The organism is Novosphingobium sp. BL-A-28-Hi1-0D (assembly GCF_055521755.1).
Window position 1 is genome coordinate 3337048 of record NZ_CM145502.1, and the last position, 21720, is coordinate 3358767.

The following is a 21720-nucleotide window of genomic DNA, read 5'->3' on the forward strand; positions in this document are numbered from 1 at the left end:
CAAATCGTGGTATGTGCCAGAGTATGAACGGGGGAAGACGGATCATTCCGATCGACGGTGCCGAACAGGACACCACTGAGACCACCATGGCGCATGCGCCCCACGATCCCGAGTCCTTGGCTCCGCGAACTCTTGCCGCCCATGACATGCTTGATGTTGATGACGTTGCGCAGGCCGCGCCAGACCGTAGCTGGATCGGTGCATCGGCCTCACTTGTCGCCATCGCCAGCTGGACGGGTTTCTTCGTCTGGGCGGTGATCCTGAGGCAGACGCAACCGATCGCCCCCGATCAGTGGGCCTGGTGGGTGACGCAGTGGTCGGTGCCTGTGCTGCTGGTGCTGGTCCTCTGGCTTCTGACGATGCGCACGAGCCGCCGGGAAGCGGGTCGCTTCACCGATGTCTCCCGCGTTCTGGGGCAGGAATCCGCGTTGCTGGAACAGCGCCTCGTCTCGATGAACACCGAACTCGCCCTGGCGCGCGATTTCATTGCCGCCCAGAGCCGCGATCTCGAAGCACTCGGCCGGATGGCGGTGGAACGGCTTTCCGGCAGCGCATCGCAACTCGATTCGCTTGTCGGCACGAATGGCGCGCAGATCGACCGGATTGCCGAAGTCTCGTCCGCCGCGCTCGACAACATGGACAAGCTGCGCGGGCAGTTGCCGGTAATCGCCAACGCTGCCAAGGACGTGACCAACAACATCGGCAATGCGGGGCGGACTGCACACCTACAGCTTGAGGAACTGGTTTCAGGCTTCCAGCGGCTCAACGAATTCGGCCTCGCCAGCGAACGGCAGGTCACCTCGTTCCGCGAACGGGTCGATGCCGCATTGGCGGGCTTCGCCAAGGCGTCCGATGACCTGGCCGGTCTCGCTGAAAGCCGTTTCGACGCTCTTGCCGCGCGTACGGCTGACCAGTCCGCTGCTACGGCACAAGCTGAGGAAGCCGCCCTTGCCGCCTGGCACGATCGCAGCGAGGCACAGGCCGAAGCCTTGCGCGCAACGCTTTTCCAACTCGGCGAGGCACACGAGGGACTCCTGGCAGACTCTGCGGGACGTCTGGCACGTTTCGAGGAGGCAGCGCGCTCCCTCACCGCGATGCTCGAGGCACAGGCACGAGATCTCGACGAGCAACTCGCCCGCCGCCGCGCCTCCGCTGAAGCCAGTGCATCCGAACAGCGGTCCGCGCTCGAACAGCGTCTCGCCGAAATCGACGAGGCCGTGGGCGAACGTCGCGCGGCGATGGAGCGGGCGGCAGCCTCGGCGGCGGAAACGCTTGCCAGCAAGCTTGCCGATCTGGATCAGGCGATCGAGGCCCAGCGCAGGATGCAGGCTGCGGAGGCTGAGAAGCTCGCTGCCCGATTTGAGGAAATCGGCAATAAGGTCAGTGCCTTTTCCGAGGTTCTTCGCAACTCAGGCGAACAGGGTGCGCAGACCGCCGCGCAAGTCGACAAGGCGATGGGCGATCTCACCGGCCGCCTTGCCGAGATGCGTCACGCGCTAGCCGGGACCGACCTGCAGATCGGGGAATTGACCGATTCCGCCGTGCGCCTGCTCGAACTGATCCAGGCCGGCGGCGATCACACCCGCACCCAGATCCCCGAAGCCCTGCGCAGCACCGAAGCGGGGCTCAAAGGCCTCGAGGACCGAGTGTTCACCTTGCGTGACACCTTGCGCGAGGCGGGCGACGGTGGTCGTGCGTTGTCGGAGACGGTTGGCACAGCGCGGGGCGAAGTTTCATCTACGATCAAGGACTTGCAGAAGGCCCAGAAGACGCTGCTTGAGCAGGCGGCGGAGCGCGAGAAGCAGCTTGTCGCCCTGCGCGAGGTCCTGGCCGGGGTGCGCGCGCAAAGCGAGGCGCTGTCGCAAGACATCGAAACGCGACTTTCGGGCGCGGTCGAACGTCTGACGCAGGCTGCCGGCAAGGCGGGCGAAGACTTGCGCGCCAGTACTGCGGGCGAAATCGAAGCGCTTTCCGAGCAGCTTGGCGAACAGAGCAGCGCGGCGATTGCCCGCGTCCTGCAGGGCCGCGCTGCCGAACTCGTCGGTCGGCTTGAGGAAGCGATCGATGCCGCCGCTGCCGCAAGCCGCGACACAGCGATCCAGATGCGCGACCAGTTGACCAAGGTCGATGAACTGGCCGGCAATCTTGAGGCCCGCGTCAACCGGGTGCGCGAGAAGGCCGAGGAGCAGGTCGACAACGATTTTGCCCGTCGCGCCGCGCTGATCACCGAATCGCTGAACTCCTCGGCCATCGACATTGCCAAGGCACTGTCGACCGATGTCTCGGAAACCGCCTGGGCCTCGTACCTGCGCGGGGATCGCGGCATCTTCACGCGCCGTGCCGTGTCGCTGCTGGAAAGCGCCGAGGCCAAGGCGGTGCAGGCTCATTACGAGGCGGAGAGCGAGTTCCGCGAGCACGTGAACCGCTACATCCACGACTTCGAATCGATGCTGCGCCAGCTGCTTTCGACACGTGACGGTAACGCCCTGGGCGTTACGTTACTGTCGTCGGACATGGGCAAGCTCTACGTCGCGCTGGCGCAGGGGATCGAACGGCTCCGGAGCTAATGAAAATCGCGTGACTTGGGGATGATCCGCACGTCACGCGGGTGGGTGCGGGCACCCGGCCCTGCACGCTCAGGAATGGGCCGATTGCATTCGTCAGCCCGCGCGATGGGCGGGTTCAGACGGTCCGCATCAGACAGAGCATCGAGGCTCGCGCTGGCATCTGTCAGGTGTGTGGCGATGACGTGGATGACCTCGTCGTCGTACTCCACCCGCCCGCGCACTTCCATCAGCCGCGACCCCATGATGACCTTGCGCTGCTTCTCCATCAGATCGGGCCAGATCACCAGATTGACCACGCCGGTCTCGTCCTCGAGCGTGATGAAGCACACACCCTTGGCGCTGCCCGGGCGCTGACGCACCAGCACCACGCCCGCCACCTGCACCGTGGCACGATACTTGTGGTTCCTGAGGTCCACTGCCCGCACGAAGCCGCGCTCGCCCAGAAGGGGCCGCAGGAACGCCAGCGGGTGGGCTTTCAACGAGAGGCGGTGCGTCTGGTAATCGGCGACGACTTCCTCGGACAGCGGCATCATGGGCAGAACGGCACGATTGCGCTCCTCTCCTTCGGAGCGTGACGTCATGGCGGCAAAGAGCGGCAGTTCCTTCGGCGCAACAAGGCTGCGCGCATCCCACAGCGCCTGCCTGCGCGTAAGGCCGAGCGAGCCGAGCGCATCGGCTGCGGCAAGCCGCTCGACCAGCGAAGGTGACAGCCCTGCCCGCTCCTTGAGGCTGGCGGCATCGGTGAAGCCCCCGCTCTGCTCCCGCGCCGCGACGAGCATGGCGGCGGCGTGTTCGGGGAAGCCGTCAATCTGCCTGAGGCCGAGGCGGAGCGCGCGTCCCTCCTGCTCCAGCGTGCAGTCCCACTCGGAATGGTTCACATCCACCGGAAGCACGACCACGCCATGACGCGCCGCATCGCCGACGATCTGCGCTGGAGCATAGAAGCCCATCGGTTGCGAATTGAGCAGGGCGCAGGCGAAGGCCGCCGGGTAATGGCACTTGAGCCATGAAGAGACATAGACGAGGTGCGCGAAGCTGGCGGCGTGACTTTCGGGAAAGCCGTATTCGCCGAAACCCTTGATCTGGTTGAAGCAGCGCGCGGCGAAATCGGGATCGTAGCCGCGCTGGACCATGCGGCCGACCATCATGTCCTCAAGCTCGTGAACCATCCCGCGCGAACGGAACGTGGCCATGGCCTTGCGCAGGCGATTGGCTTCGAGGCTGCTGAACTTTGCCGCATCGAGCGCGATCTTCATCGCCTGCTCCTGAAAGATCGGCACGCCCAATGTGCGAGCAAGGATCGAGGATAGCTCGTCCGGCGGCCCGTGTTCCGGGCCGGGCGCGGGGATCTCCACCTTCTCCTCGCCTCGCCGTCGCTTGAGGTAGGGGTGGACCATGTCGCCCTGGATCGGACCTGGGCGGACGATGGCGACTTCGATGACGAGATCGTAGAAGCAGCGCGGCCTCAGGCGCGGCAGCATGTTCATCTGCGCGCGGCTTTCCACCTGAAACACGCCGAGGGAATCGCCCTTGCACAGCATGTCGTAGACCGCCGGATCCTCGCGCGGGACTGTGGCCAGCGTCAGGTCGCGACCATGGTGGGCACCCAGCAGGTCGAGGCACTTGCGGATGCAGGTGAGCATGCCGAGCGCCAGCACATCGACCTTGAGGATGCCCAGCGCGTCGATGTCGTCCTTGTCCCATTCGATGAAACTGCGATCGGCCATGGCGCCGTTGCCGATCGGCACGGTTTCGGTGAGTGGGCCCTGAGTGAGGATGAAACCACCGACATGCTGGGAAAGATGGCGTGGCATACCAATCATTTGTTGGGCAATGCTGATCACACGCCTGAGGTAAGGATCGGTGCCGTCAAGGTCGCTTTCGTTGACGTTTCTCTCGCCCACTTCGGTGCCCCAGCTGCCCCAGACGGTGCGGGCGAGCGCGCCGGTCACGTCCTCGGACAGGCCCATCGCCTTGCCCACCTCGCGGATCGCCATGCGCGGGCGATAGTGGATCACCGTGGCGCAGAGACCCGCCCTCGCCCGGCCATAGCGGCGGTAGATGTACTGGATGACCTCCTCGCGCCGCTCGTGCTCGAAATCGACGTCGATGTCGGGCGGCTCCTTGCGCTCTTCGGAAATGAAGCGGTCGAACAGCAGGGCGTGCCTGGCGGGATCGACGGCGGTTATGCCAAGGCAGAAGCAGACCGCCGAATTGGCCGCCGATCCGCGCCCCTGACACAGGATAGGCGGATCGCAATTACGTGCAAAATCAATGATATCCTTGATAGTCAGGAAGTAGGTTGCGAGGTTCAGCTTGCCTATGAGGTCAAGTTCCCGGCGTAGCGTGTCGGCCACGCTGTCGGGCACGCCCTCGGGATAGCGTCCTTGCGCGCCCTGCCAGGTCTGCACTTCGAGCCATGACTGCGGATCGTGGCCTTCGGGGCAGATTTCCTCCGGGTATTCGTAGCTTAGCTCCTTGAGACTGAACCGACAGGCATCGGCAACTTCGCGCGATGCGGCAATGGCATGGGGCCAGCGTCGGAACAGGCGGACCATTTCCTCGGGCGATTTCAGGTGCCGTTCGGCATTGGGTTCTAGCAGGTGTCCGGCGGCCGCCACCGTGGTCCTGTGGCGGATTGCCGTCATCACGTCCTGCAGCGGGCGTCGCTCGGGCGTGGCATAGAGAACCTCGTTGGTGGCGAGCAGGCCAAGGCCATTGCTGCGCGCCATAGCGTCGAGGCCCTCGATCCGGGCAATGTCGTCCCCTGCATAGAGGTAGCTGGCAGCCAGATGCCGCATGGTCGGCAGCCTGTGGACAAGGTGGGGGAGAAGTTCGGGAAAAGGCAGGGACTGGTTGTGGACAGCGGGTGGAGAAGCCGGGGACTCTCCTGCCGGAAAAGTGTAGACATTACTTTCAGTTTGAACGGTAAATACCTGATCCAGAACGGGTGGCGGAACGAGGATCAGGTGCACTCCCTCGGCATGAGCCACCAACAACGCCAGATCGATGTCGCACACGCCCTTGGCCTGCCATTCGCCATCAAGGGTGGACATCCGCCCCGCCGAAATCAGGCGACACAACCGGCCATAGGCCGCGCGATCCTGCGGGTAGGCAAGGAAGGCCAGGCCCTCGACCGTCTCGATGCGGCAACCGATCACCGGGCGCAGCGATGCCGCTTCGGCCTCGGTATGAAGCCGGACCACGCCCGCCATGGTGTTGGCATCGGCAATGCCCAGCGCGTCATAGCCCAGCACCCGTGCCGTCTCGACCAGTGCAGAAGCTTCGGACGCGCCGCGCAGGAAGGAGAAGCAGGTCGCAAGGCCCAGTTCCACGAAAGGCGCAGGCGGCGGCGGACCGCCTTCTGTCGGGGTGACGTGGCGCCGTGGCGGCGTCAGCGCGGGTTCGGGCATCAGCCTTTACCGGAAAGTTCCGAAAGACGCGCAGCGACTTTGCACAAGTCATTGGCGAATTTGGCTTCTTCTTCGGTTCGGCCATTGTCATCCAGACGTAGAAGATAGCTCGGATGGGTGGTGATCCACAGTTCGCTGCCGTCATCCAAGACGTGCGCCTCCCCGCGCACCTTCTGCACGCTGACCGTCTTGCCCAGCAGACTGCGCGCCGCACTTGCTCCCAGCGCCAGAACGAGCCGGGGCCGGACCAGCGCCCGCTCGCCATCGAGCCACCAGCGACAGACATCGATTTCCTTGGCCGTCGGGTTCTGGTGCAGGCGACGCTTGCCGGTGGGGGTAAACTTGAAGTGCTTGACCGCGTTGGTCACGTAAGTGCGCTCGTCCGGGATGCCCGCTTCCTCAAGATGTGAACGCAGCAGGCGGCCTGCAGGGCCAACGAAGGGGCGGCTCTGCTCTTCCTCGGTATCGCCCGGTTGCTCGCCCACGATCATCAGCGGAGCGGTGGACGGCCCCTCGCCCATGACGGCGCGCGTGCCGTTGCAACCGATCTCGCAGCGGCGGCAGGCAAGGATCGCCTCGCCGATCGCCTCAAGGCTCTGCGGCCGCTCGCCGAAGTCCTGTTCGCCCGCCTTCACCATCCGTGCCTCGCGCGCCTGCGCCCCTGCGATCAGCTCGGGAATGAGCGCGGCTTCGGGCATGTTTTTCCAGTACTTGCGGGGCATTTCCTTGAGCATGGCCCCGATCTTCAAACGCGCAGGGTTGAAGATCGACGCATAATAACCGCGCCACAGCGCCTCGACCGGATCGCCAGAGGGCGCATCGGCGCGGGTGGCGGGCGGGCCTTCCTGCAGGGTCTCGCCATCCCAGTGCAGGCACCCGCGCGGAGTGAGGATCGACCAGCGCATGGTGGTGAAGCGGCGCACGAAGAACCCGGCATTGGCGCGCAAGATGTGGTGCTCGGGCTCGAACCAGGCGACGTAGTGCTCAAGATCCTCATTCTCGACGAGGCGGAAGCGGACGAAGGCGCGCATTTTGTGAATGTCGCGCCGCACCTGCCGGGCAAGGTCCTCCATCTGGCGAACATCGGCATCGGTTTTGTCTTCCATCAGACGCGGACGCAACTGGAGCCGCCAGAGCATGCGGTAAAGGAGAGAAAATCGTCTACTATCAGAATGAAGGATCACGCTCTGCGCAAGTTGCAGGAAGTCCCGTGAAGCGCGGGGCTGCGGTGCATCGGCAGGGGACGAAGGCAGGCGACGGTCGCCTTGCGCGAAGAGGTCGGCGCTCTGGTCGGCAGGGGACTCCCAGGTGATCCGGTCCGGCGGCACATCAGCGCGGATCATCCGGCGTGCGGCATCGCGCCAGCCTTCGAAATCGTCCGGCGCGGCAAGCTGAATACGGAACGCCTCGGCCAGGCGCATGTCGCGGAACGGCTTCATGCGAAGAGTTCCATCTGGGTAGGCTTGACACTTGGCACCAACAGGCTCTGCAGGTCGGCACGGTCGGTCAGCAGCAACGGGCGCCAGTCCTCCGTGACGATGAACGGGCGCACCTTGGCGATGGAAACGGTGAGCTTGCCGACGTCTGCCAGACGCAAGCAGCGCTGACGGCGCGCGGCGATCAAGGCATTCACCGCCTTCACCCCCAGCCCCGGCACCCGCAGCAGCTTTTCGCGCGGGGCGCGGTTGACGTCGACCGGGAAGTCCCCGCGAAAACGCAGCGCCCAGGCGAGTTTGGGGTCGATATCAAGCGGAAGCATGCCGTCAGTCCCCGCTACCTGCTGCACCTCGTGCGGGGCATAACCGTAGAAGCGCATCAGCCAGTCGGACTGGTAGAGGCGGTGTTCGCGCATCAAGGGCGGGCGCTTGAGCGGCAGGACCGCGCTGGCATCGGGGATCGGGCTGAAGGCGGAGTAATAGACGCGGCGCAGGCGGAAGCGGTCATAGAGCGTGCTGGCACGACCGACGATATCGGCATCGGTCGCGGCATCCGCGCCAACGATCATCTGGGTGGACTGGCCCGCCGGCGCGAACTTCGGCGCGTGGCGGAAGCGCTTGCGGGCGTCCTTTGCCTCGACGATAGCCTGCTTCAGCGATCCCATCGCCCCTTCGATCTGCGGCGCGGACTTGTCTGGCGCGAGGCGGGTGAGGCCCGCAACGGTCGGCAGTTCGACGTTGATCGAGACGCGATCGGCATAGAGCCCCGCCTGCGCGACCAGTTCGGGATCGGCCTCGGGGATGGTCTTGAGATGGATGTAGCCACGAAAATCGTGCTCTTCCCGCAGGATACGGGCAACTTCTATCAACTGCTCCATGGTGTGGCTGGAGCTTTTTACGATGCCCGACGAAAGGAACAGGCCCTCGATATAGTTGCGGCGGTAGAACGACAGCGTCAGGTCCACCACCTCCTGCGGGGTAAAACGCGCGCGGCGGGTGTTCGAGCTCTTGCGGTTCACGCAGTAGTGGCAATCGAACACGCAGTGATTGGTCAGCAGGATCTTCAAGAGCGAGATGCAGCGGCCATCGGGCGCATAGGCGTGGCAGATACCCATGCCCTCGGTCGATCCGATGCCTTTTCCGCCCTTGCTGTTGCGCTTGGTGGTGCCGGACGAGGCGCAGGAGGCATCGTACTTGGCGGCATCGGCAAGGATTTCGAGACGTTCGAGAACAGATAGCTGCGACATTTGTTCTTTATATGTTCTTTTCGGCAATATGCCAGCCCGAACCTGTGGACAGGTCTGTCATGCAAAGAGCCCCTGAATGAACCATTCGGGGGCTCCGCCGCGGCCATCGCCGATCACGCCGTGGCGGTAGATCCAGTAGCGGCGGCCGGTCTCGTCCTCGATCCTGTAATAATCGCGCAAGCGCACGGTCGAGCGTTCGCGCCACCATTCGGGAGCAATGCGCTCGGGCCCTTCGGCGCGGGCGACCTTGTGCAACTGGCCGCGCCATTGAAACTGCCGGGGAAGACCGTCAGGCGTTTCGTAGATGACCGAAACGGGCTCGGGTTTATCAAGCAGTTTCAGAGGCCTGTGATGGAAACGCAATTCTTCCTGTGAAGAAGGAAGATCGGCCAGCGGTGGCTGCCAGCGCTGGGCGCGTTCGGGCAGGTGGCTGGCGTGAGCAACCGGGCGGCGCACGGCATCAGGCCCCAGGCGTACGGTCAGGCGGTCCATGCAGGCGGCAAGGCTGGTGCCGTGGCGTTCGGCAGCGGCATCGAGATCGGCTTGCGCCAGCAGCAGCGGCTCGGTCCACGATGCGCGCAGGCGGACGAGTTCGATTCCGAAGCCCGCATCGAGATCGTCAAGCCGCGCGGCAAAGAGGCGGCAGACATGCGCCGGATCGCGTGATGCGGCCGCCATCTCAAGGCGGCGGACCAGCACTTCGCCATCGACCTTCCACATCCCGAGTTCGAGGCGGCGCGCGCCCTGCCCCACCCCTTCGAGCAGGCGCGCCATGTCTGAGGCGAGATCGGCCACGACCTGATCTAGCAGGGTGCGGTGGCGGATCGGCTCCATCAGGCGTCTTTGGACGAGCGGCGCGGGCACGCCGACGACCGGCAGCAGCGGTTCGGGGCGCAGGCCGAAGAGCTGGTCGAGGCGGAGCAGCGGATTGGCGGCAGCGGAGCGGGTATTGCGGAAGCGGCGGGCAAGGTTCTCGCGCGTCAGGCCCTGAATCTGGCCCAGCCGCTTGAGGCCGAGGCGGCGCAGCAGCAAGACCACATCGGCATCGAGACGCAGCGCAGCAATCGGAAGATCGGCGAGATGCGTGCGGGGATCGGCCTCTGGCGGGAGGATCGCGGCTTGCGCGCCGAAATGGGCCAGCGCCCACGCCGCGCCTGCAGTGGGCGCGAGCGCGGCGCGGGCGGCAAGGCCGCGCCTTTCCAGCAGGTGCAGCGCATCGCCGACCAGTGCAGCTTCGCCGCCGAACAGATGGGTAACGCCAGTCACGTCGACGAGCAGGCCGTCGGGCGGATCGAGCGCGCTCCATGGCCCCCAGCGCTGCGCCCACAGGGCCAGGCTTTCGAGAAAGGCAAGATCGCCCGCCGCATCAGCCGGGCGCACGGCAAGCGCAGGGCAGAGCGTGCGCGCATCGGCAAGGCGCATAGACGGCGCAGCCCCTGCGACACGCGCGGCAGCGTTCACGGCTGCGATGCGCGGGCCGTGCGCGGTATCTTCGATCAGGGCAAGCGGTGCAGCGTCAGCCCCCTCCCCGCACGCCAGCCCTTCAGCCAGCCGCCAGCGATCGATCGCCAGTTCCGTGCACCAGATCGCCATGATCCGGCGCTGAGGAACTTTGGGAGGCAGCAGGTTCGGCGACGAGGAGAGCATCGTCATCGCGCAGAGTCCATTGTCCGGGGTGGAAGGTATGGGCGCGGAACAGGTCGGCGCGCCAGGTGGCTTGGCCCGGAGCGTGCGCGTTCCAGCGCGGACGGGGCGAAGGCGCTGCGCCCACCTCCCAGCGCATCCGCGCCGCGCCGAGATCGCGCCGGGCATCGAGCCGCACCAGCCACAGCGGCACACCGTGCCTCTCCGCTGCAAGGCTGAGGCGGCGCGAGGCGGTGAAATCGAGCGCGCGCGGGTTGCCGCCAAGTTCGCCGATCACGAAGGCAAGGTCGCGGCAGCGCAGGCCTTCTTCCAGCGCGAACAGGGCATCCTCGGGCGTGGTGGCGGCAACGTGGATCAGGCGGTGGCGCAGGTCTGCAGGCAGGCCCGGCAGATAGGGCCTGCCTGAAAGACGCAGCGCCGCCTTGTCCTGCACCCACAGGAACGGGCGACGGTCAGGCTCCTGCGCAGGCTTGCGTAGCCCAAGCGCATCACGTGCCAGCGCAAGCGCCATGCCTGCTCCCGAGGCATCGCGCGCCGGGGCGAACAGTTCGGCATGGAGGCAGTCGAGCGCCATGTCGGGTTGCCAGCGCGGAGTGCGGGCCGTGGCGCCGATGCCTCTGACCAGACCTGGTGTGAGCGCGACGGGATCGCGGATGGAGGCGTTTTCGATCATGCGATTCGTTCCTTTGTTCTTATTATGTTCTATTTTGCGGAACGCGCAATCCGTGCTGCATTTCCCCTTTGTGCACAGCCTTGGGGAAAAGCCTGGGGGGAACCTCCGATGCTCCTTCCCGTTCATCAGGCAACCCCAGACCGGAAAAGGAAAATCCCCCATGAAGTATGATCAGGGCAATCCCGAAGAGCTGCGTGAAAAATTCTGGAAGGCGATGTCCTCGTCGCCCTACGTGATGCTCCAGTTGGACGACGATCCGGATTCGGCAGCACCGATGACCGCGCAGCTCGATAAAGACGCCAACGGCGCGATCTGGTTCTTCACCAGCCGCGACAACCGCTTTGCCAGGATGGGCGGCGCGACCGCCACGTTCTCGTCCAAGGGGCACGATGTCTTCGCCCGCTTCCATGGCGTGCTGGTCGAGGAAACCGACCGGGCTGTGCTGGAAGAGCACTGGAACAACTTCGTCGAGGCATGGTTTCCCGGCGGGCCGGATTCGCCGAACCTTCTGTTCCTGCGCATGGACCTTGGCGATGCCTCGATCTGGGCAGGTGACCTGGGTGTCATCGGCACCGCCAAGATGGCGCTCGGCATGGACGTGACCAACGATGTGAAGGGTGGATTTACCGAAACCAAGCTCTGATGCTGGAGAGGTAACATACCCTCCCCCAACCCCTCCCGCCTGCGGGAGAGGGCCACAGAAAAGGGCCGCCCCGGAAGAGCGGCCCTTGTTCTCTTGCGGAGGTGCGCGATCAGTTGATCGGCGGCACCGGCTGCGGCGGTGCATCGGCGTCGGCCTCGTGCACTTCAACCGAACCACGGCCCACATGGCTGCGGCTGCGACTGTAGGCATAATAGACCACCAGACCGACAGCAGCCCACGCCACGAACAGCATCTGGCTCTTCACGTCGAGCTTGTAGAACAGGTAGAGGCAGCCCGCGAAAGCCAGCGGCGAGGTCAGGTAGATCGCCGGAGTGCGGAACGGGCGATGACGGCCCGGTTCGCGGCGGCGGATCACCAGCACCGCGATCGACACGGCAGCAAAGGCGAACAGCGTGCCCGAGTTGGAGATGTTGGCCAGCAGCCCGACCGGGAAGAACGCCGCGAACAGCGCCACGAAAATCCCGGTGAGGATCGTGATCACGTGGGGCGTGTTGTAGCGCGGGTGGATCTTCGAGAACGAAGCCGGCAGCAGGCCGTCACGGCTCATCACGAAGAAGATGCGGGTCTGGCCGAACATCATCATCAGGATGACCGATGGCAAGGCAAGACCGGCGGCAAGGCCGATCAGGTTGCCGATCTTGGGCCAGCCGATTTCACGCAGCGTCCACGCCAGCGCTTCCTTCGAGCAGACGACTGCCTGATCGCCCATGGCAAGGCACTGTGCGGCCAGTTCACGGCTGCCTGGCTCCATGCCAAGACCCTTGGCATCGAGCACAGGCTGCGCGCCGACTGAACCGATCACGCCCGCTGCAACGAGAAGATAGAACACGGTGCAGATCGCGAGGCTGCCGATCAAGCCGATCGGCATGTTTCGTTGCGGATTCTTCGTCTCCTCTGCCGCGGTGGAGACAGCGTCGAACCCGACATAGGCAAAGAAGATCGAAGCAGCAGCCGCACCGATTCCGCCGAAGCCGAGCGGTGCAAAGGGCTCGAAGTTCTCCATCTTCATCACCGGCACGGCGAGAATGATGAACAGGGTAAGCGCCGAAACCTTGATCGCCACCAGCACCGCGTTGACCGAGGCGCTTTCCTTGGTGCCGATCACCAGCAGCCAGGTGACGAGCCCTGCGATCAGCATCGCCGGCAGGTTCACCACGCCACCATCATAGGGCCCACGGACCAGAAGGTCGGGTATGTCTATGTGGAAGGCGTTCTCGATCAGGCCGACGACATAGCCCGACCAGCCGACGCTGACCGCCCCTGCCGCCACGGCATATTCGAGAATGAGCGCCCAGCCGACCATCCACGCGATCAGTTCGCCCATCACGGCATAGCTGTAGGTATAGGCAGAGCCCGAAACCGGCACCATCGATGCCATTTCGGCGTAACACAGCGCCGCTACGGCGCAGACGAAGCCTGCGATGATGAAGCTGATCATCATGCCGGGACCAGCCTTCTGCGCGGCTTCCGCCGTCAGCACGAAGATCCCGGTGCCGATGACGGCACCAACGCCAAGCATGGTAAGCTGGAAGGCGCCCAGCGAGCGATGCAGTGATTTCTTTTCTGCAGTAGCAAGAATGGCGTCGAGCGGTTTGACGCGACCGAACATGAATTTCTCCCGCCTTGGACCGGCATCTGAAACCGAAACGGTTGCGCCGGAAACCAGGTAATGGCGGCGAAGCTAGCGGGAACAGTCTTGCGCGCAAGCCATTTTTCCCCAGACTTGCATCAAAGATGCGCCAAATATCTGGCCACCTTGCGGGTTTCCGACAAGCGACTAGAAGCGACTGCCCGCCTCAAAGGATGCGCAACGATGTCAACGACCTTCCAGCTCGACACCGCAACCAGCCGCGCCAACCCCACGCCCGCACCGATGAAGCGACTGACGATCCCTGCGATCCGCCAGCGCAAGAAGGACGGCGTGACGAAGGAGCCGGTGGTGATGCTCACCGCCTATACCGCGCGGCAGGCGCAGTTGCTCGATGCCCATTGCGATCTGCTGCTGGTCGGGGATTCGCTGGGACAGGTGATCTATGGCCTGCCTTCATCGGTGCCGGTCACGCTCGACATGATGGCAGCGCATGGCGCGGCGGTGGTGCGCGGGTCCTATCACGCCGCCGTCGTGGTCGACATGCCGTTCGGCTCCTACGAAGCCTCGCCCCAAGCCGCCTTCGAAAGTGCATCGCGACTGCTCAAGGAAACCGGCTGTGCGGCGGTGAAGCTGGAAGGCGGCGAAGCCATGGCCGAGACCGTTGCGTTCCTGACGGCGCGCGGCATTCCGGTGATGGGCCATGTCGGCCTGACACCGCAGGCGGTCAATGTGCTCGGCGGCTATAACGCCCGTGGGCGCAGCGAGGCGGAAGCGGCCAAGATCGTCGGCGATGCCAAGGCTCTGGCCGATGCCGGGGCCTTTGCCATCGTGATCGAAGGCGTGGTCGAACCCATCGCCATTGCCATCACGCAGGCCGTGCCCTGCCCGACCATTGGCATCGGTGCGTCCGCCCAGTGCGACGGGCAGGTGCTGGTCACCGAAGACATGCTCGGCATGTTCGAACGCGTGCCGCGCTTCGTGAAGATCTACGAGAACATCGCCGAGACCATTTCCGGTGCTGCCGCACGCTATGCCGACGAAGTGCGCTCTCGTGCGTTCCCCGGTATTGAACAGACCTATCAGCCCAAGTAACGGGCCAGATCGCACAACAGGGGAATTCCGTTTGCTCCGCTTCTACAAGGGTTCGATCCTTTTCACGCTGGCCTGCCTGGCCATGGCTGTCGCCTATGGTTGGATGCAGACCGGCACGGCCAGCGGCACGATGTCGCTGGTGTGGATCGTATTCGTGCTCTCGATCCTCGAAGTTTCGCTCTCCTTCGACAACGCGGTGGTCAACGCCGCCGTGCTCGAGGACATGGATGAGGTTTGGCAAAAGCGCTTTCTGACCTGGGGCATGGTCATCGCCGTGTTCGGCATGCGCATCGTGTTTCCGCTGGCCATTGTCGCGATTGCGGCGGGTCTTGGACCGGTGGAGGCGTTGCAACTCTCATTGAACGATCCGAAGCGCTATGAGGAAATCGTCAGCAGCGCGCACGTGGGTATTGCCGGGTTCGGCGGCGCGTTCCTTGCCATGGTCGGCCTGTCGTTCTTCTTTGACGGCGAAAAGGAGGTCCACTGGATCAAGTGGATCGAGGAGAAGCTTGCCGTCGTCTCCAACATCAAGGCCGCCGAAATCGCACTGCTGCTGCTGGCGCTCTACGGCATGACCTACCTGCTACCCGAGGATGAAGGTATGACCTTCCTCGTCGCAGGCGTGCTCGGCCTTGTCACGTTCATCGGCGTCGAAGCACTGGGCACGATCCTCGAGATGCGGGACGAGGCACAGAAGGCTGCGGGACTAGTGGTGCGCTCAGGCCTCGGCGGGTTCCTCTACCTCAACGTGCTCGACGCATCGTTCAGCTTTGACGGCGTGATCGGGGCCTTTGCGCTGTCGAACAACATGGTAATCATCGCACTCGGCCTGTCGATCGGTGCGATGTTCGTGCGTTCGATGACGATCATGCTGGTGCAGAAGGGTACGCTGTCGGAATACCGCTACCTTGAGCATGGCGCGTTCTGGGCGATCATTGCTCTTGCCGCGATCATGCTGCTCTCGGCAAAGTTCCACATTCCCGAAACCGTCACCGGCCTGATCGGCGCTGTCCTCATCGGCTTGTCGCTGTGGTGGTCGATCCGCCACAAGCGCAAGTATCCTGATGCAGAGCTGGACGCCGCTGTTCGCGCCGACTGATCCGCAATACCCACTCCCGCTCGCGCTGAGCCACCGCCCTTCGACAGGCTCAGGGCGAGCGGGCGGGGAGTGCTTTCAGCCCTTCCCGGCCAATGACGGCTTCGGCGCAGGCGTGCCGAGGAAGCGCGGTGCAGGTGCGGGCATGACCATGCCGTCGTCCTCGACGAATGTGCCACGCTCCACGTTATGCGGATGCTTCGGTGCCTCGCGCAGACTGAGCACAGGCGCGAAGCAGATGTCAGTGCCGTCCATGATTGCGCACCATTCGTCGCGGGTCTTGGTCAGGAACAGCGCGGTCAGGCGCTCCTTGAGCTGCGGCCAGACGCGCGGGTCCATCTGAGGGGCAAACGCGGGATCGTCCTTGAGACCGATCTTTTCCAGCAGCAGCGCATAGAACTGCGGTTCGATAGAGCCGATCGAAACATACTTGCCGTCGCTGGTCTCGTAAGTGTCATAGAAGTGCGCCCCTCCGTCGAGCAGGTTGACGCCGCGCTCGTCCTTCCAGCGGCCGTTGCCGAGGAACGTGTAGGTCATCGCCGACAGGATCGCCGCGCCATCGACCATCGCGCAATCGACGACCTGGCCCTTGCCGGTGCGCTGTGCGGAGAACACAGCCGCCATCACGCCGAACGCCATGAGCATCCCGCCACCGCCGAAATCGCCGACGAGATTGACCGGGAACTGCGGCTTGCCACCGGCCTGCCCGAAGCTGTGCAGCGCACCCGCCAAGGCAATGTAGTTGATGTCATGGCCTGCGAGTGGCGCCATTGGCCCCTCCTGTCCCCATCCCGTCATGCGTCCGAACACGAGCCGGGGGTTGTCCCTGAGCAGCACGTCCGGCCCGAGGCCGAGGCGCTCCATCACGCCGGGGCGATAGCCTTCGACGATGGCATCGGCGTCCTTAACCATTTCGCGAATCTTCGCGATGGCGCCTGAGTCCTTGAGATCGAGTTCGATGCGTTCGCGATTGCGGTTGAGGATGTCGCGGTTGCCGCTGTCGCCAACGCGGTCGCCCTTCACCGGACGGTCGATACGGATCACGCGCGCGCCATGATCGGCCAGCATCATGCACGCGAACGGTCCAGGGCCGATCCCGGCAAATTCGAGTACGGTCAACCCTTCGAGCGCACCTGCCATCACATCCTCCGCAGTTTAATCGTTCGGTTGAAACCCGATTAAGCGGCGCGGAGCGATGTGTCGAGGGACGAGTTCATGTCGGATTGCGAAGGGCGCGTGCCGCCAGAACCGCTTCAATGCGGCGTGCACCTTCAATGTCGCCCGACGACGCTCGCCCGGAAGCCAGCAGCTTCAATCCCTGAGGGTTGCCGGGATTCTGGCGCAGGTACCGTGCGACAACGGAGTTCGCTTCGGCGCTTTTCCCGACGAGCCGCAGGACGTTGTCGATTCGCTGCAGCGTCGGCAGGTTGAAGCGGATCAGCGCGGCGCGACCATATTGATCCAGCGCACCAAGCCGGTCGCCCGCCATCAGCCTTGTATCACCCGCCAGCAACCAAGCCTCGGCAGCACCGGGATTGGCCAGCCGCAACCGGTCAGCGACGGCTACGGCTTGGCCAGTTTGCCCCGCCGCGATCAGTCCGCGAATGTACGGCACGGCATTGGCGGCAAAGTTCGGCGCATCGCCATAGGCCAGCGCAAGCACCGCGAGCGGCTGGCCCGGTGCGACGGGCACGGCATTGCGCATCCCGACAATCCGGGCGCGCTGGCGATAAGCCGTGGCTTCTGTCTTCTGCTTCAGGCCTGCGTGGGCATCCCCCGCAAGCGAAAGCAGGTACGGCGGCGCAAAGGCCTGCCTTGCCCAGGCATCGGCCATGTCTGCCGCCTGCGCATGCAGCGCCTGCCGTTCAAGCGCGCGGACCATCAGCATGCGCGCCTGAAGGTTGTCGGGCTGAATGCGCAGCAACCGGTCGAAGTGCCCAACGGCGAGGTTCGCATTGCCCGCGCGATATTCGAGAATACCGTTGAGCAATATCGCAGCGGGCATATCCCGCAGTGCTGTTCCCGTCTGGAGCAGTATCTTGCGGGCAATGTTGGTCTGCCCCGCCCGCGCCGCCAGCACGGCCTGGAGGTAGAGCGCCCGCACATTGCCGGGATCGACCTTGGCCAGCTTGCGGCACACCACCAGCATCGCCCGGTAATGGCCCATGTCGCCCAGCGTGGCGGCATATTCACCAAGCAGGCCGACGTCATCAGGCGCGACGCGCAAGCCTGCCTCGAACCATGGCAGCGCGGCCTGAAGACCGAACTGCTCGCGCACCAGAAGTCCACGCAGTTCAAGCGCGCGCGGGTCCTTGGGGTTCAGCTTCACCGCGCGCTCGGCCGCCTCGATGGCCTGCGCCTGCTCGCCACCGCTGAAGCGCAAGCGAGCGATGTCGACCCAGAGCGAGGCGTTGTCAGGCGAAAGGCGGAAGGACTGGTCGAATGCCTGCCCCGCCGCTGCCAGTTGTCCCTCGATCAGTTCGATCCGTCCGCGCAACTGCCATCCGTGTGCTGCGCTGTCCGGACGGAAATCGCCACCGTAGAGCACCTCGCGCGCTTCGCGCCGGTCCCCTTGCAGCAACAGCGCCTCACCCAGTTCCGCGCGCACGTCGTCTGCCGAAGCGCCTTGCCGCATAGCTGCGCGCAAGGGGGCCTCGGCGGCGATCCCGTCGCGCTTGGACAACGCGGTCCGCGCCTTGGCCAGCAAATCACGCGGCACGTCTCCGCGCACCGGACCTGCAAGCGCCAGCGCGGCCAGCGCCGCAGCAAGGAGCCTAGTTATGGAGATCGTACTGCTTGAGCAGGTCATAGAGCGTAGGCCTGCTGATGCCGAGCAGGCGGGCGGTGCTTGAGATATTGCCCTCGCTGCGGGCCAGCGCATGGCGGATCACCTTGCGGTCGGTAACTTCGCGCGCGGTCTTGAGGTTGAGCGGCGAGCTTTCCTCGCCACTGCTGGTCGGCAAGTCGAGGTCGGCCGCACTGACCAGCTTGCCATCAGCCATGATCACCGCGCGCTTCACCCGGTTCTCCAGTTCGCGTACGTTGCCCGGCCAGTTCCACCCGTCGATGGCCGCCAGCGCATCGGGAGCGAAGCCCTTGACCGAGGGGTTCATCTCTTTGGCAAAGCGCATCAGAAACGTCTTGGCGAGCAGCGTGGCGTCGCCGGGACGCTCGGCCAGCCCGGGGATCTTCACGACGATTTCGGCAAGGCGATAGTAGAGGTCCTCGCGGAACCGTCCGTCGGTGATCATCGCCTCAAGGTTCTGGTGCGTGGCACATACGATGCGCGTGTCGACCTCGATGGAGCGGCGCCCGCCGATGCGCTCGATCGTGCGCTCCTGCAGGAAGCGCAGCAGCTTGACCTGCAATTGCAGCGGAATGTCGCCCACTTCGTCCAGGAACAGCGTGCCGCCGCTGGCCAGTTCGATCTTGCCCTCGGTCGTCTTGACCGCGCCGGTAAACGCGCCCTTCTCGTGCCCGAACAGCTCGCTTTCGAGGAGATTCTCGGGGATAGCGGCGCAGTTGATCGCCACGAACGAGCCGCATGCACGGCTGGAGCAATCGTGGAGGCCGCGCGCCAGCAGTTCCTTGCCGGTGCCACTCGCGCCGAGCAGCATGACCGAGACGTTGGTGTTGGCCACGCGCTCGATGGTGCGGGCGACCTTGATCATCTCGGGCGCGGCGGTGACCATCCGGCCGAGCACCTTGTTGTCCGACGAAGCGCGCGTGGCGAGCGAGCGGTTCTCCGCCTCGATCTGAGACAGATGCAGCGCGCGCCGTACGATCAGGCCCAGCGCATCGATGTCGACGGGCTTCTGGTAGAAGTCGTAAGCGCCCTTCTCGATCGCCTTTAGCGCGGATTCGCGCGCGCCGTGACCGCTCGCGACGATCACCTTCGTCTGCGGCCGCAGCGCCATGATTTCATCGAGCACGGCAAATCCCTCGGTCGTGCCATCGGGATCAGGCGGCAGTCCGAGGTCGAGCGTCACCACCGCCGGCTCTTCGGAGCGCAGCAGCGTCAGCGCGCTCGCGCGGTCTCCGGCGATCACGACCTCGAAGTCCTCGTAGGCCCACTTGAGCTGCGCCTGCAGGCCGGGATCGTCCTCGACGATCAACAGCACGGGCCGCTGGCCGGATTTCAACTCGCTCATCATGCCACCTTCTTGCCCAGGGAGTTGCTGTCTCCCTGCATGGATTCGATCAGGCCCTGCGCCGCTGCCAGCGGCAGGCGCACGGTGAACCGGCTGCCCAACCCTTCACGGCTCTCGACTTCAAGCTTCCCTCGCATCGAGCGGACCATCTCGCGCGCTTCGAACGCACCGATGCCGAAGCCGCCGGGCTTGGTCGATACGAACGGCTTGAACAGGCGGTTGCGGATGAACTCCGCGCTCATCCCGCAGCCGGTATCGATCACCTCGATCGCGCCGTATAGCCCGTCGACATTGGCCTGGAGGAACACCGCCATGCCTTCGGGGCTGGCATCAATCGCGTTCTGCACCAGATGAAGCACGACCTGTTCAAGCAGCTCGCGGCTCGCCAACACATGGCACGGCGCATCATGGGTCACGTGGACCTGCGTCAGTCCCGGCGCATTGTACCGCGCGGCAACCGTGCGGATCACTTCGCTTGCATCGATGTCCTCGACGCGCTCTCCACCCGATCCGCCATAGCGCGAGAGGCGTGCGAGCAATGCGTTCAGCTTGTCGGCAGAGTTGCGCAGCGTGATCAACATGTCGGCCCGGAACGCCGGGTTCTCCGCATGCTTCTCGGCATTGCGCGAGAGCAGGCTCAGCTGGCTGGCGAGGTTCTTGATGTCATGCATGACAAAGGCCATGCGGCGGTTGAACTCGTCGAACCGGCTCGCCTCGAGCAGCGCGCTTTGCCCGGCATGCTCGGCAAGGTAACTCGCCAGTTGCATGCCGACCACGCGCAGCAGATCGAAGTCCTCCCAGTCCAGCTTGCGCGCGACGGGCGGGCGTCCCAGCACGACAAGCCCGACCAGCCGGTCATAATGCAGCAGAGGCACGAGCGCCCATGCCGAATGCTCGTCGATGAGCCAGTCCGGCACAGCCTTGCGCTCGCCTTGATGATCGACGCCGGAGCGCAGCTCGTCGAGATCGACGATGAAGCCGCGCTTCTCGAAGAACGCGACGTTCTCAGGCGACAGTGCCTCGGCCGGAACGTCGGCAGTGGGCCATTGCCAGCGCGCAGCGAGCACCATCTCGCCCCCTTCGGCCTGCGTCAGCAGCAGGCCCGCCGCGCTGTCGGTGATGTCGGCAACGGCCTGCACCACGCGTTCATGGAGCGAAGGTGCGTTGGTGCTGGCTCGACCTATGGTGCGGGTGAAGCGCAGCCATTCGGCACGATAGTCATAGCGGTGCTGGAAGAAATGCTTGGCCAGCATGACCTTGAGCCAGCCGCGCACACGTCCCGAAGGCAGGATGGCGACGACCAGTACCGTGGTCACGAAGACGAAGCCCAGTTGCGCCAGCTGACTCGCGTTGCCGCCAAGCCAGGCCAGCGACTGCGCCGCGCCGACCATCAGGATCATGTAGGCCCCGATCACCAGCAGCGACAGCGACTGGAACGCCACCGCGCGCGAAGGCGAGAAGCGCAGCGCAGAGCGTCCGCGCACCGCACCGATGGTCAGGAGGCAGGCCACACCGATCTGCGCGACCCCGCGCAGGGCTTCCAGCTCGACCGGCAGGCTGTGGGAAAGATAGGCGATGGTGTAGAGATTGAGGTCATAGCCCCAGACCGTCGCCAGCGCGATGCAGGTCCAGCGCAGGGCAATGCGCTGCTGCGCCATGGCGCCAGCATAGAGGTTGTGCACCAGCACCAGCGCGCCCGTTGCCACCAGCAGGCGGAACAGCACCGAAATCTGGAAGATCATCCCCTGCGCGACCGCGTTGCCATCGTAACGCAGGTTCATGATCAGCAGCAGAAACTGCAGCATCTCCACGAAGACCAGCGCCGCAAGGACCGGACGGATCGGCGCAACGCTGGTATGCCGCCCATCGCGCGAGAACAGGACGAAAGCGACGCTCAGCCAGGCGAGGCTGCGCAGGGTCTCGAACAATTGGCCGACCAGCGTTTCATGCCCGGTCCCGGCGATGATCAGCGCCCATGCGGCGGTCAACGTGAATGCCGCGATTTCGGCGCGGGCCGAACCGTTGCGGTCGCTCCGCCGCCGTTCCCAGCGCCAGCCGGTCAGCAGCAGAAAAGCGAAGGCGGCGGCCAGAAAGGCCCACTGCCCGAAGCCTGGCCACGTAAGGGGACTTGGCATCGCGACGCCCT

The 21720-nt window shown here is 64.7% G+C and carries 14 protein-coding genes; 4 read left to right on the forward strand and 10 right to left on the reverse strand.

Annotated elements, in window-relative coordinates; translation table 11 throughout:
- Positions 1-23: 23 nt before the first annotated feature.
- Positions 24-2567, forward strand: coding sequence for a coiled-coil domain-containing protein (locus ACZ1JW_RS16100; RefSeq protein ID WP_465141307.1), 2544 nt, complete (start codon positions 24-26; stop codon positions 2565-2567).
- Here ACZ1JW_RS16100 and ACZ1JW_RS16105 read toward each other — a convergent pair.
- Genes ACZ1JW_RS16105 through ACZ1JW_RS16125 form a run of 5 tightly spaced genes read right to left on the reverse strand, consistent with a single transcriptional unit; the run spans position 2564 to position 10980 of the window.
- Entirely contained in the window at positions 2564-5980 is a 3417-nt protein-coding gene (locus tag ACZ1JW_RS16105; RefSeq protein WP_465141308.1) for an error-prone DNA polymerase, read from the reverse strand. The two genes, ACZ1JW_RS16100 and ACZ1JW_RS16105, sit on opposite strands and share 4 nt — an antisense overlap.
- Positions 5980-7419 (reverse strand): UdgX family uracil-DNA binding protein, encoded by a 1440-nt coding sequence (locus tag ACZ1JW_RS16110; protein ID WP_465141309.1) that lies wholly within the window; start codon positions 7417-7419, stop codon positions 5980-5982. Before ACZ1JW_RS16110 ends, ACZ1JW_RS16105 begins: the two co-directional genes overlap by 1 nt.
- Positions 7416-8663, reverse strand: a complete 1248-nt coding sequence (locus tag ACZ1JW_RS16115) for a putative DNA modification/repair radical SAM protein (protein WP_465141310.1) — start codon at positions 8661-8663, stop codon at positions 7416-7418. The genes ACZ1JW_RS16110 and ACZ1JW_RS16115 overlap by 4 nt, the downstream gene beginning before the upstream one ends.
- Positions 8664-8720: 57 nt before the next feature.
- Complete coding sequence (locus tag ACZ1JW_RS16120) at positions 8721-10316, reverse strand: DUF6504 family protein (RefSeq protein ID WP_465141311.1); 1596 nt, start codon at positions 10314-10316, stop codon at positions 8721-8723.
- Complete coding sequence (locus ACZ1JW_RS16125; protein WP_465141312.1) at positions 10207-10980, reverse strand: hypothetical protein; 774 nt, start codon at positions 10978-10980, stop codon at positions 10207-10209. The genes ACZ1JW_RS16120 and ACZ1JW_RS16125 overlap by 110 nt, the downstream gene beginning before the upstream one ends.
- 160 nt (positions 10981-11140) lie before the next feature.
- Between ACZ1JW_RS16125 and ACZ1JW_RS16130 the strand changes: the two genes are divergently transcribed.
- A complete protein-coding gene (locus ACZ1JW_RS16130; protein WP_465125734.1) occupies positions 11141-11623 on the forward strand; it encodes a pyridoxamine 5'-phosphate oxidase family protein in 483 nt (160 codons plus the stop codon).
- A gap of 109 nt (positions 11624-11732) precedes the next feature.
- Here ACZ1JW_RS16130 and ACZ1JW_RS16135 read toward each other — a convergent pair whose 3' ends face one another.
- The gene (locus ACZ1JW_RS16135) at positions 11733-13253 is read right to left on the reverse strand and encodes an amino acid permease (RefSeq protein WP_465125733.1); all 1521 of its coding nucleotides are present in this window, start codon (positions 13251-13253) and stop codon (positions 11733-11735) included.
- A gap of 204 nt (positions 13254-13457) precedes the next feature.
- On the opposite strand from ACZ1JW_RS16135, the gene panB reads away from it, so the two are divergent.
- Both panB and ACZ1JW_RS16145 read left to right on the forward strand, forming a co-directional pair.
- Positions 13458-14327 carry a 3-methyl-2-oxobutanoate hydroxymethyltransferase gene (gene panB, locus ACZ1JW_RS16140; protein WP_465141313.1) on the forward strand — a complete coding sequence of 290 codons (870 nt, stop codon included), beginning with the start codon at positions 13458-13460 and terminating at the stop codon, positions 14325-14327.
- A gap of 31 nt (positions 14328-14358) precedes the next feature.
- A complete protein-coding gene (locus ACZ1JW_RS16145) occupies positions 14359-15426 on the forward strand; it encodes a DUF475 domain-containing protein (RefSeq protein WP_465141314.1) in 1068 nt (355 codons plus the stop codon).
- A gap of 75 nt (positions 15427-15501) precedes the next feature.
- On the opposite strand, the gene ACZ1JW_RS16150 is transcribed toward ACZ1JW_RS16145, so the two are convergent.
- From ACZ1JW_RS16150 to prsK, 4 genes are all read right to left on the reverse strand, one after another.
- A complete protein-coding gene (locus ACZ1JW_RS16150) occupies positions 15502-16563 on the reverse strand; it encodes a CaiB/BaiF CoA transferase family protein (protein WP_465141315.1) in 1062 nt (353 codons plus the stop codon).
- 73 nt (positions 16564-16636) lie between these two features.
- Complete coding sequence (locus ACZ1JW_RS16155; protein WP_465141316.1) at positions 16637-18232, reverse strand: tetratricopeptide repeat protein; 1596 nt, start codon at positions 18230-18232, stop codon at positions 16637-16639.
- Positions 18198-19574 (reverse strand): PEP-CTERM-box response regulator transcription factor, encoded by a 1377-nt coding sequence (gene prsR / locus ACZ1JW_RS16160; RefSeq protein ID WP_465126362.1) that lies wholly within the window; start codon positions 19572-19574, stop codon positions 18198-18200. The genes ACZ1JW_RS16155 and prsR overlap by 35 nt, the downstream gene beginning before the upstream one ends.
- Positions 19574-21709 (reverse strand): XrtA/PEP-CTERM system histidine kinase PrsK, encoded by a 2136-nt coding sequence (gene prsK, locus ACZ1JW_RS16165; RefSeq protein ID WP_465141317.1) that lies wholly within the window; start codon positions 21707-21709, stop codon positions 19574-19576. The genes prsR and prsK overlap by 1 nt, the downstream gene beginning before the upstream one ends.
- Positions 21710-21720: the final 11 nt, after the last annotated feature.

Excerpts from the sequence above, each read along its gene's own strand:
- ACZ1JW_RS16130 (WP_465125734.1), top strand. The coding sequence starts at position 11,141 with ATGAAGTATGATCAGGGCAATCCCGAAGAGCTGCGTGAAAAATTCTGG.
- ACZ1JW_RS16125 (WP_465141312.1), bottom strand. The coding sequence starts at position 10,980 with ATGATCGAAAACGCCTCCATCCGCGATCCCGTCGCGCTCACACCAGGT.
- ACZ1JW_RS16100 (WP_465141307.1), top strand. The coding sequence starts at position 24 with ATGAACGGGGGAAGACGGATCATTCCGATCGACGGTGCCGAACAGGAC.
- ACZ1JW_RS16135 (WP_465125733.1), bottom strand. The coding sequence starts at position 13,253 with ATGTTCGGTCGCGTCAAACCGCTCGACGCCATTCTTGCTACTGCAGAA.
- ACZ1JW_RS16120 (WP_465141311.1), bottom strand. The coding sequence starts at position 10,316 with ATGACGATGCTCTCCTCGTCGCCGAACCTGCTGCCTCCCAAAGTTCCT.
- prsK (WP_465141317.1), bottom strand. The coding sequence starts at position 21,709 with ATGCCAAGTCCCCTTACGTGGCCAGGCTTCGGGCAGTGGGCCTTTCTG.
- panB (WP_465141313.1), top strand. The coding sequence starts at position 13,458 with ATGTCAACGACCTTCCAGCTCGACACCGCAACCAGCCGCGCCAACCCC.
- ACZ1JW_RS16115 (WP_465141310.1), bottom strand. The coding sequence starts at position 8,663 with ATGTCGCAGCTATCTGTTCTCGAACGTCTCGAAATCCTTGCCGATGCC.
- ACZ1JW_RS16105 (WP_465141308.1), bottom strand. The coding sequence starts at position 5,980 with ATGCCCGAACCCGCGCTGACGCCGCCACGGCGCCACGTCACCCCGACA.
- ACZ1JW_RS16110 (WP_465141309.1), bottom strand. The coding sequence starts at position 7,419 with ATGAAGCCGTTCCGCGACATGCGCCTGGCCGAGGCGTTCCGTATTCAG.
- ACZ1JW_RS16150 (WP_465141315.1), bottom strand. The coding sequence starts at position 16,563 with ATGGCAGGTGCGCTCGAAGGGTTGACCGTACTCGAATTTGCCGGGATC.
- ACZ1JW_RS16155 (WP_465141316.1), bottom strand. The coding sequence starts at position 18,232 with ATGACCTGCTCAAGCAGTACGATCTCCATAACTAGGCTCCTTGCTGCG.
- prsR (WP_465126362.1), bottom strand. The coding sequence starts at position 19,574 with ATGAGCGAGTTGAAATCCGGCCAGCGGCCCGTGCTGTTGATCGTCGAG.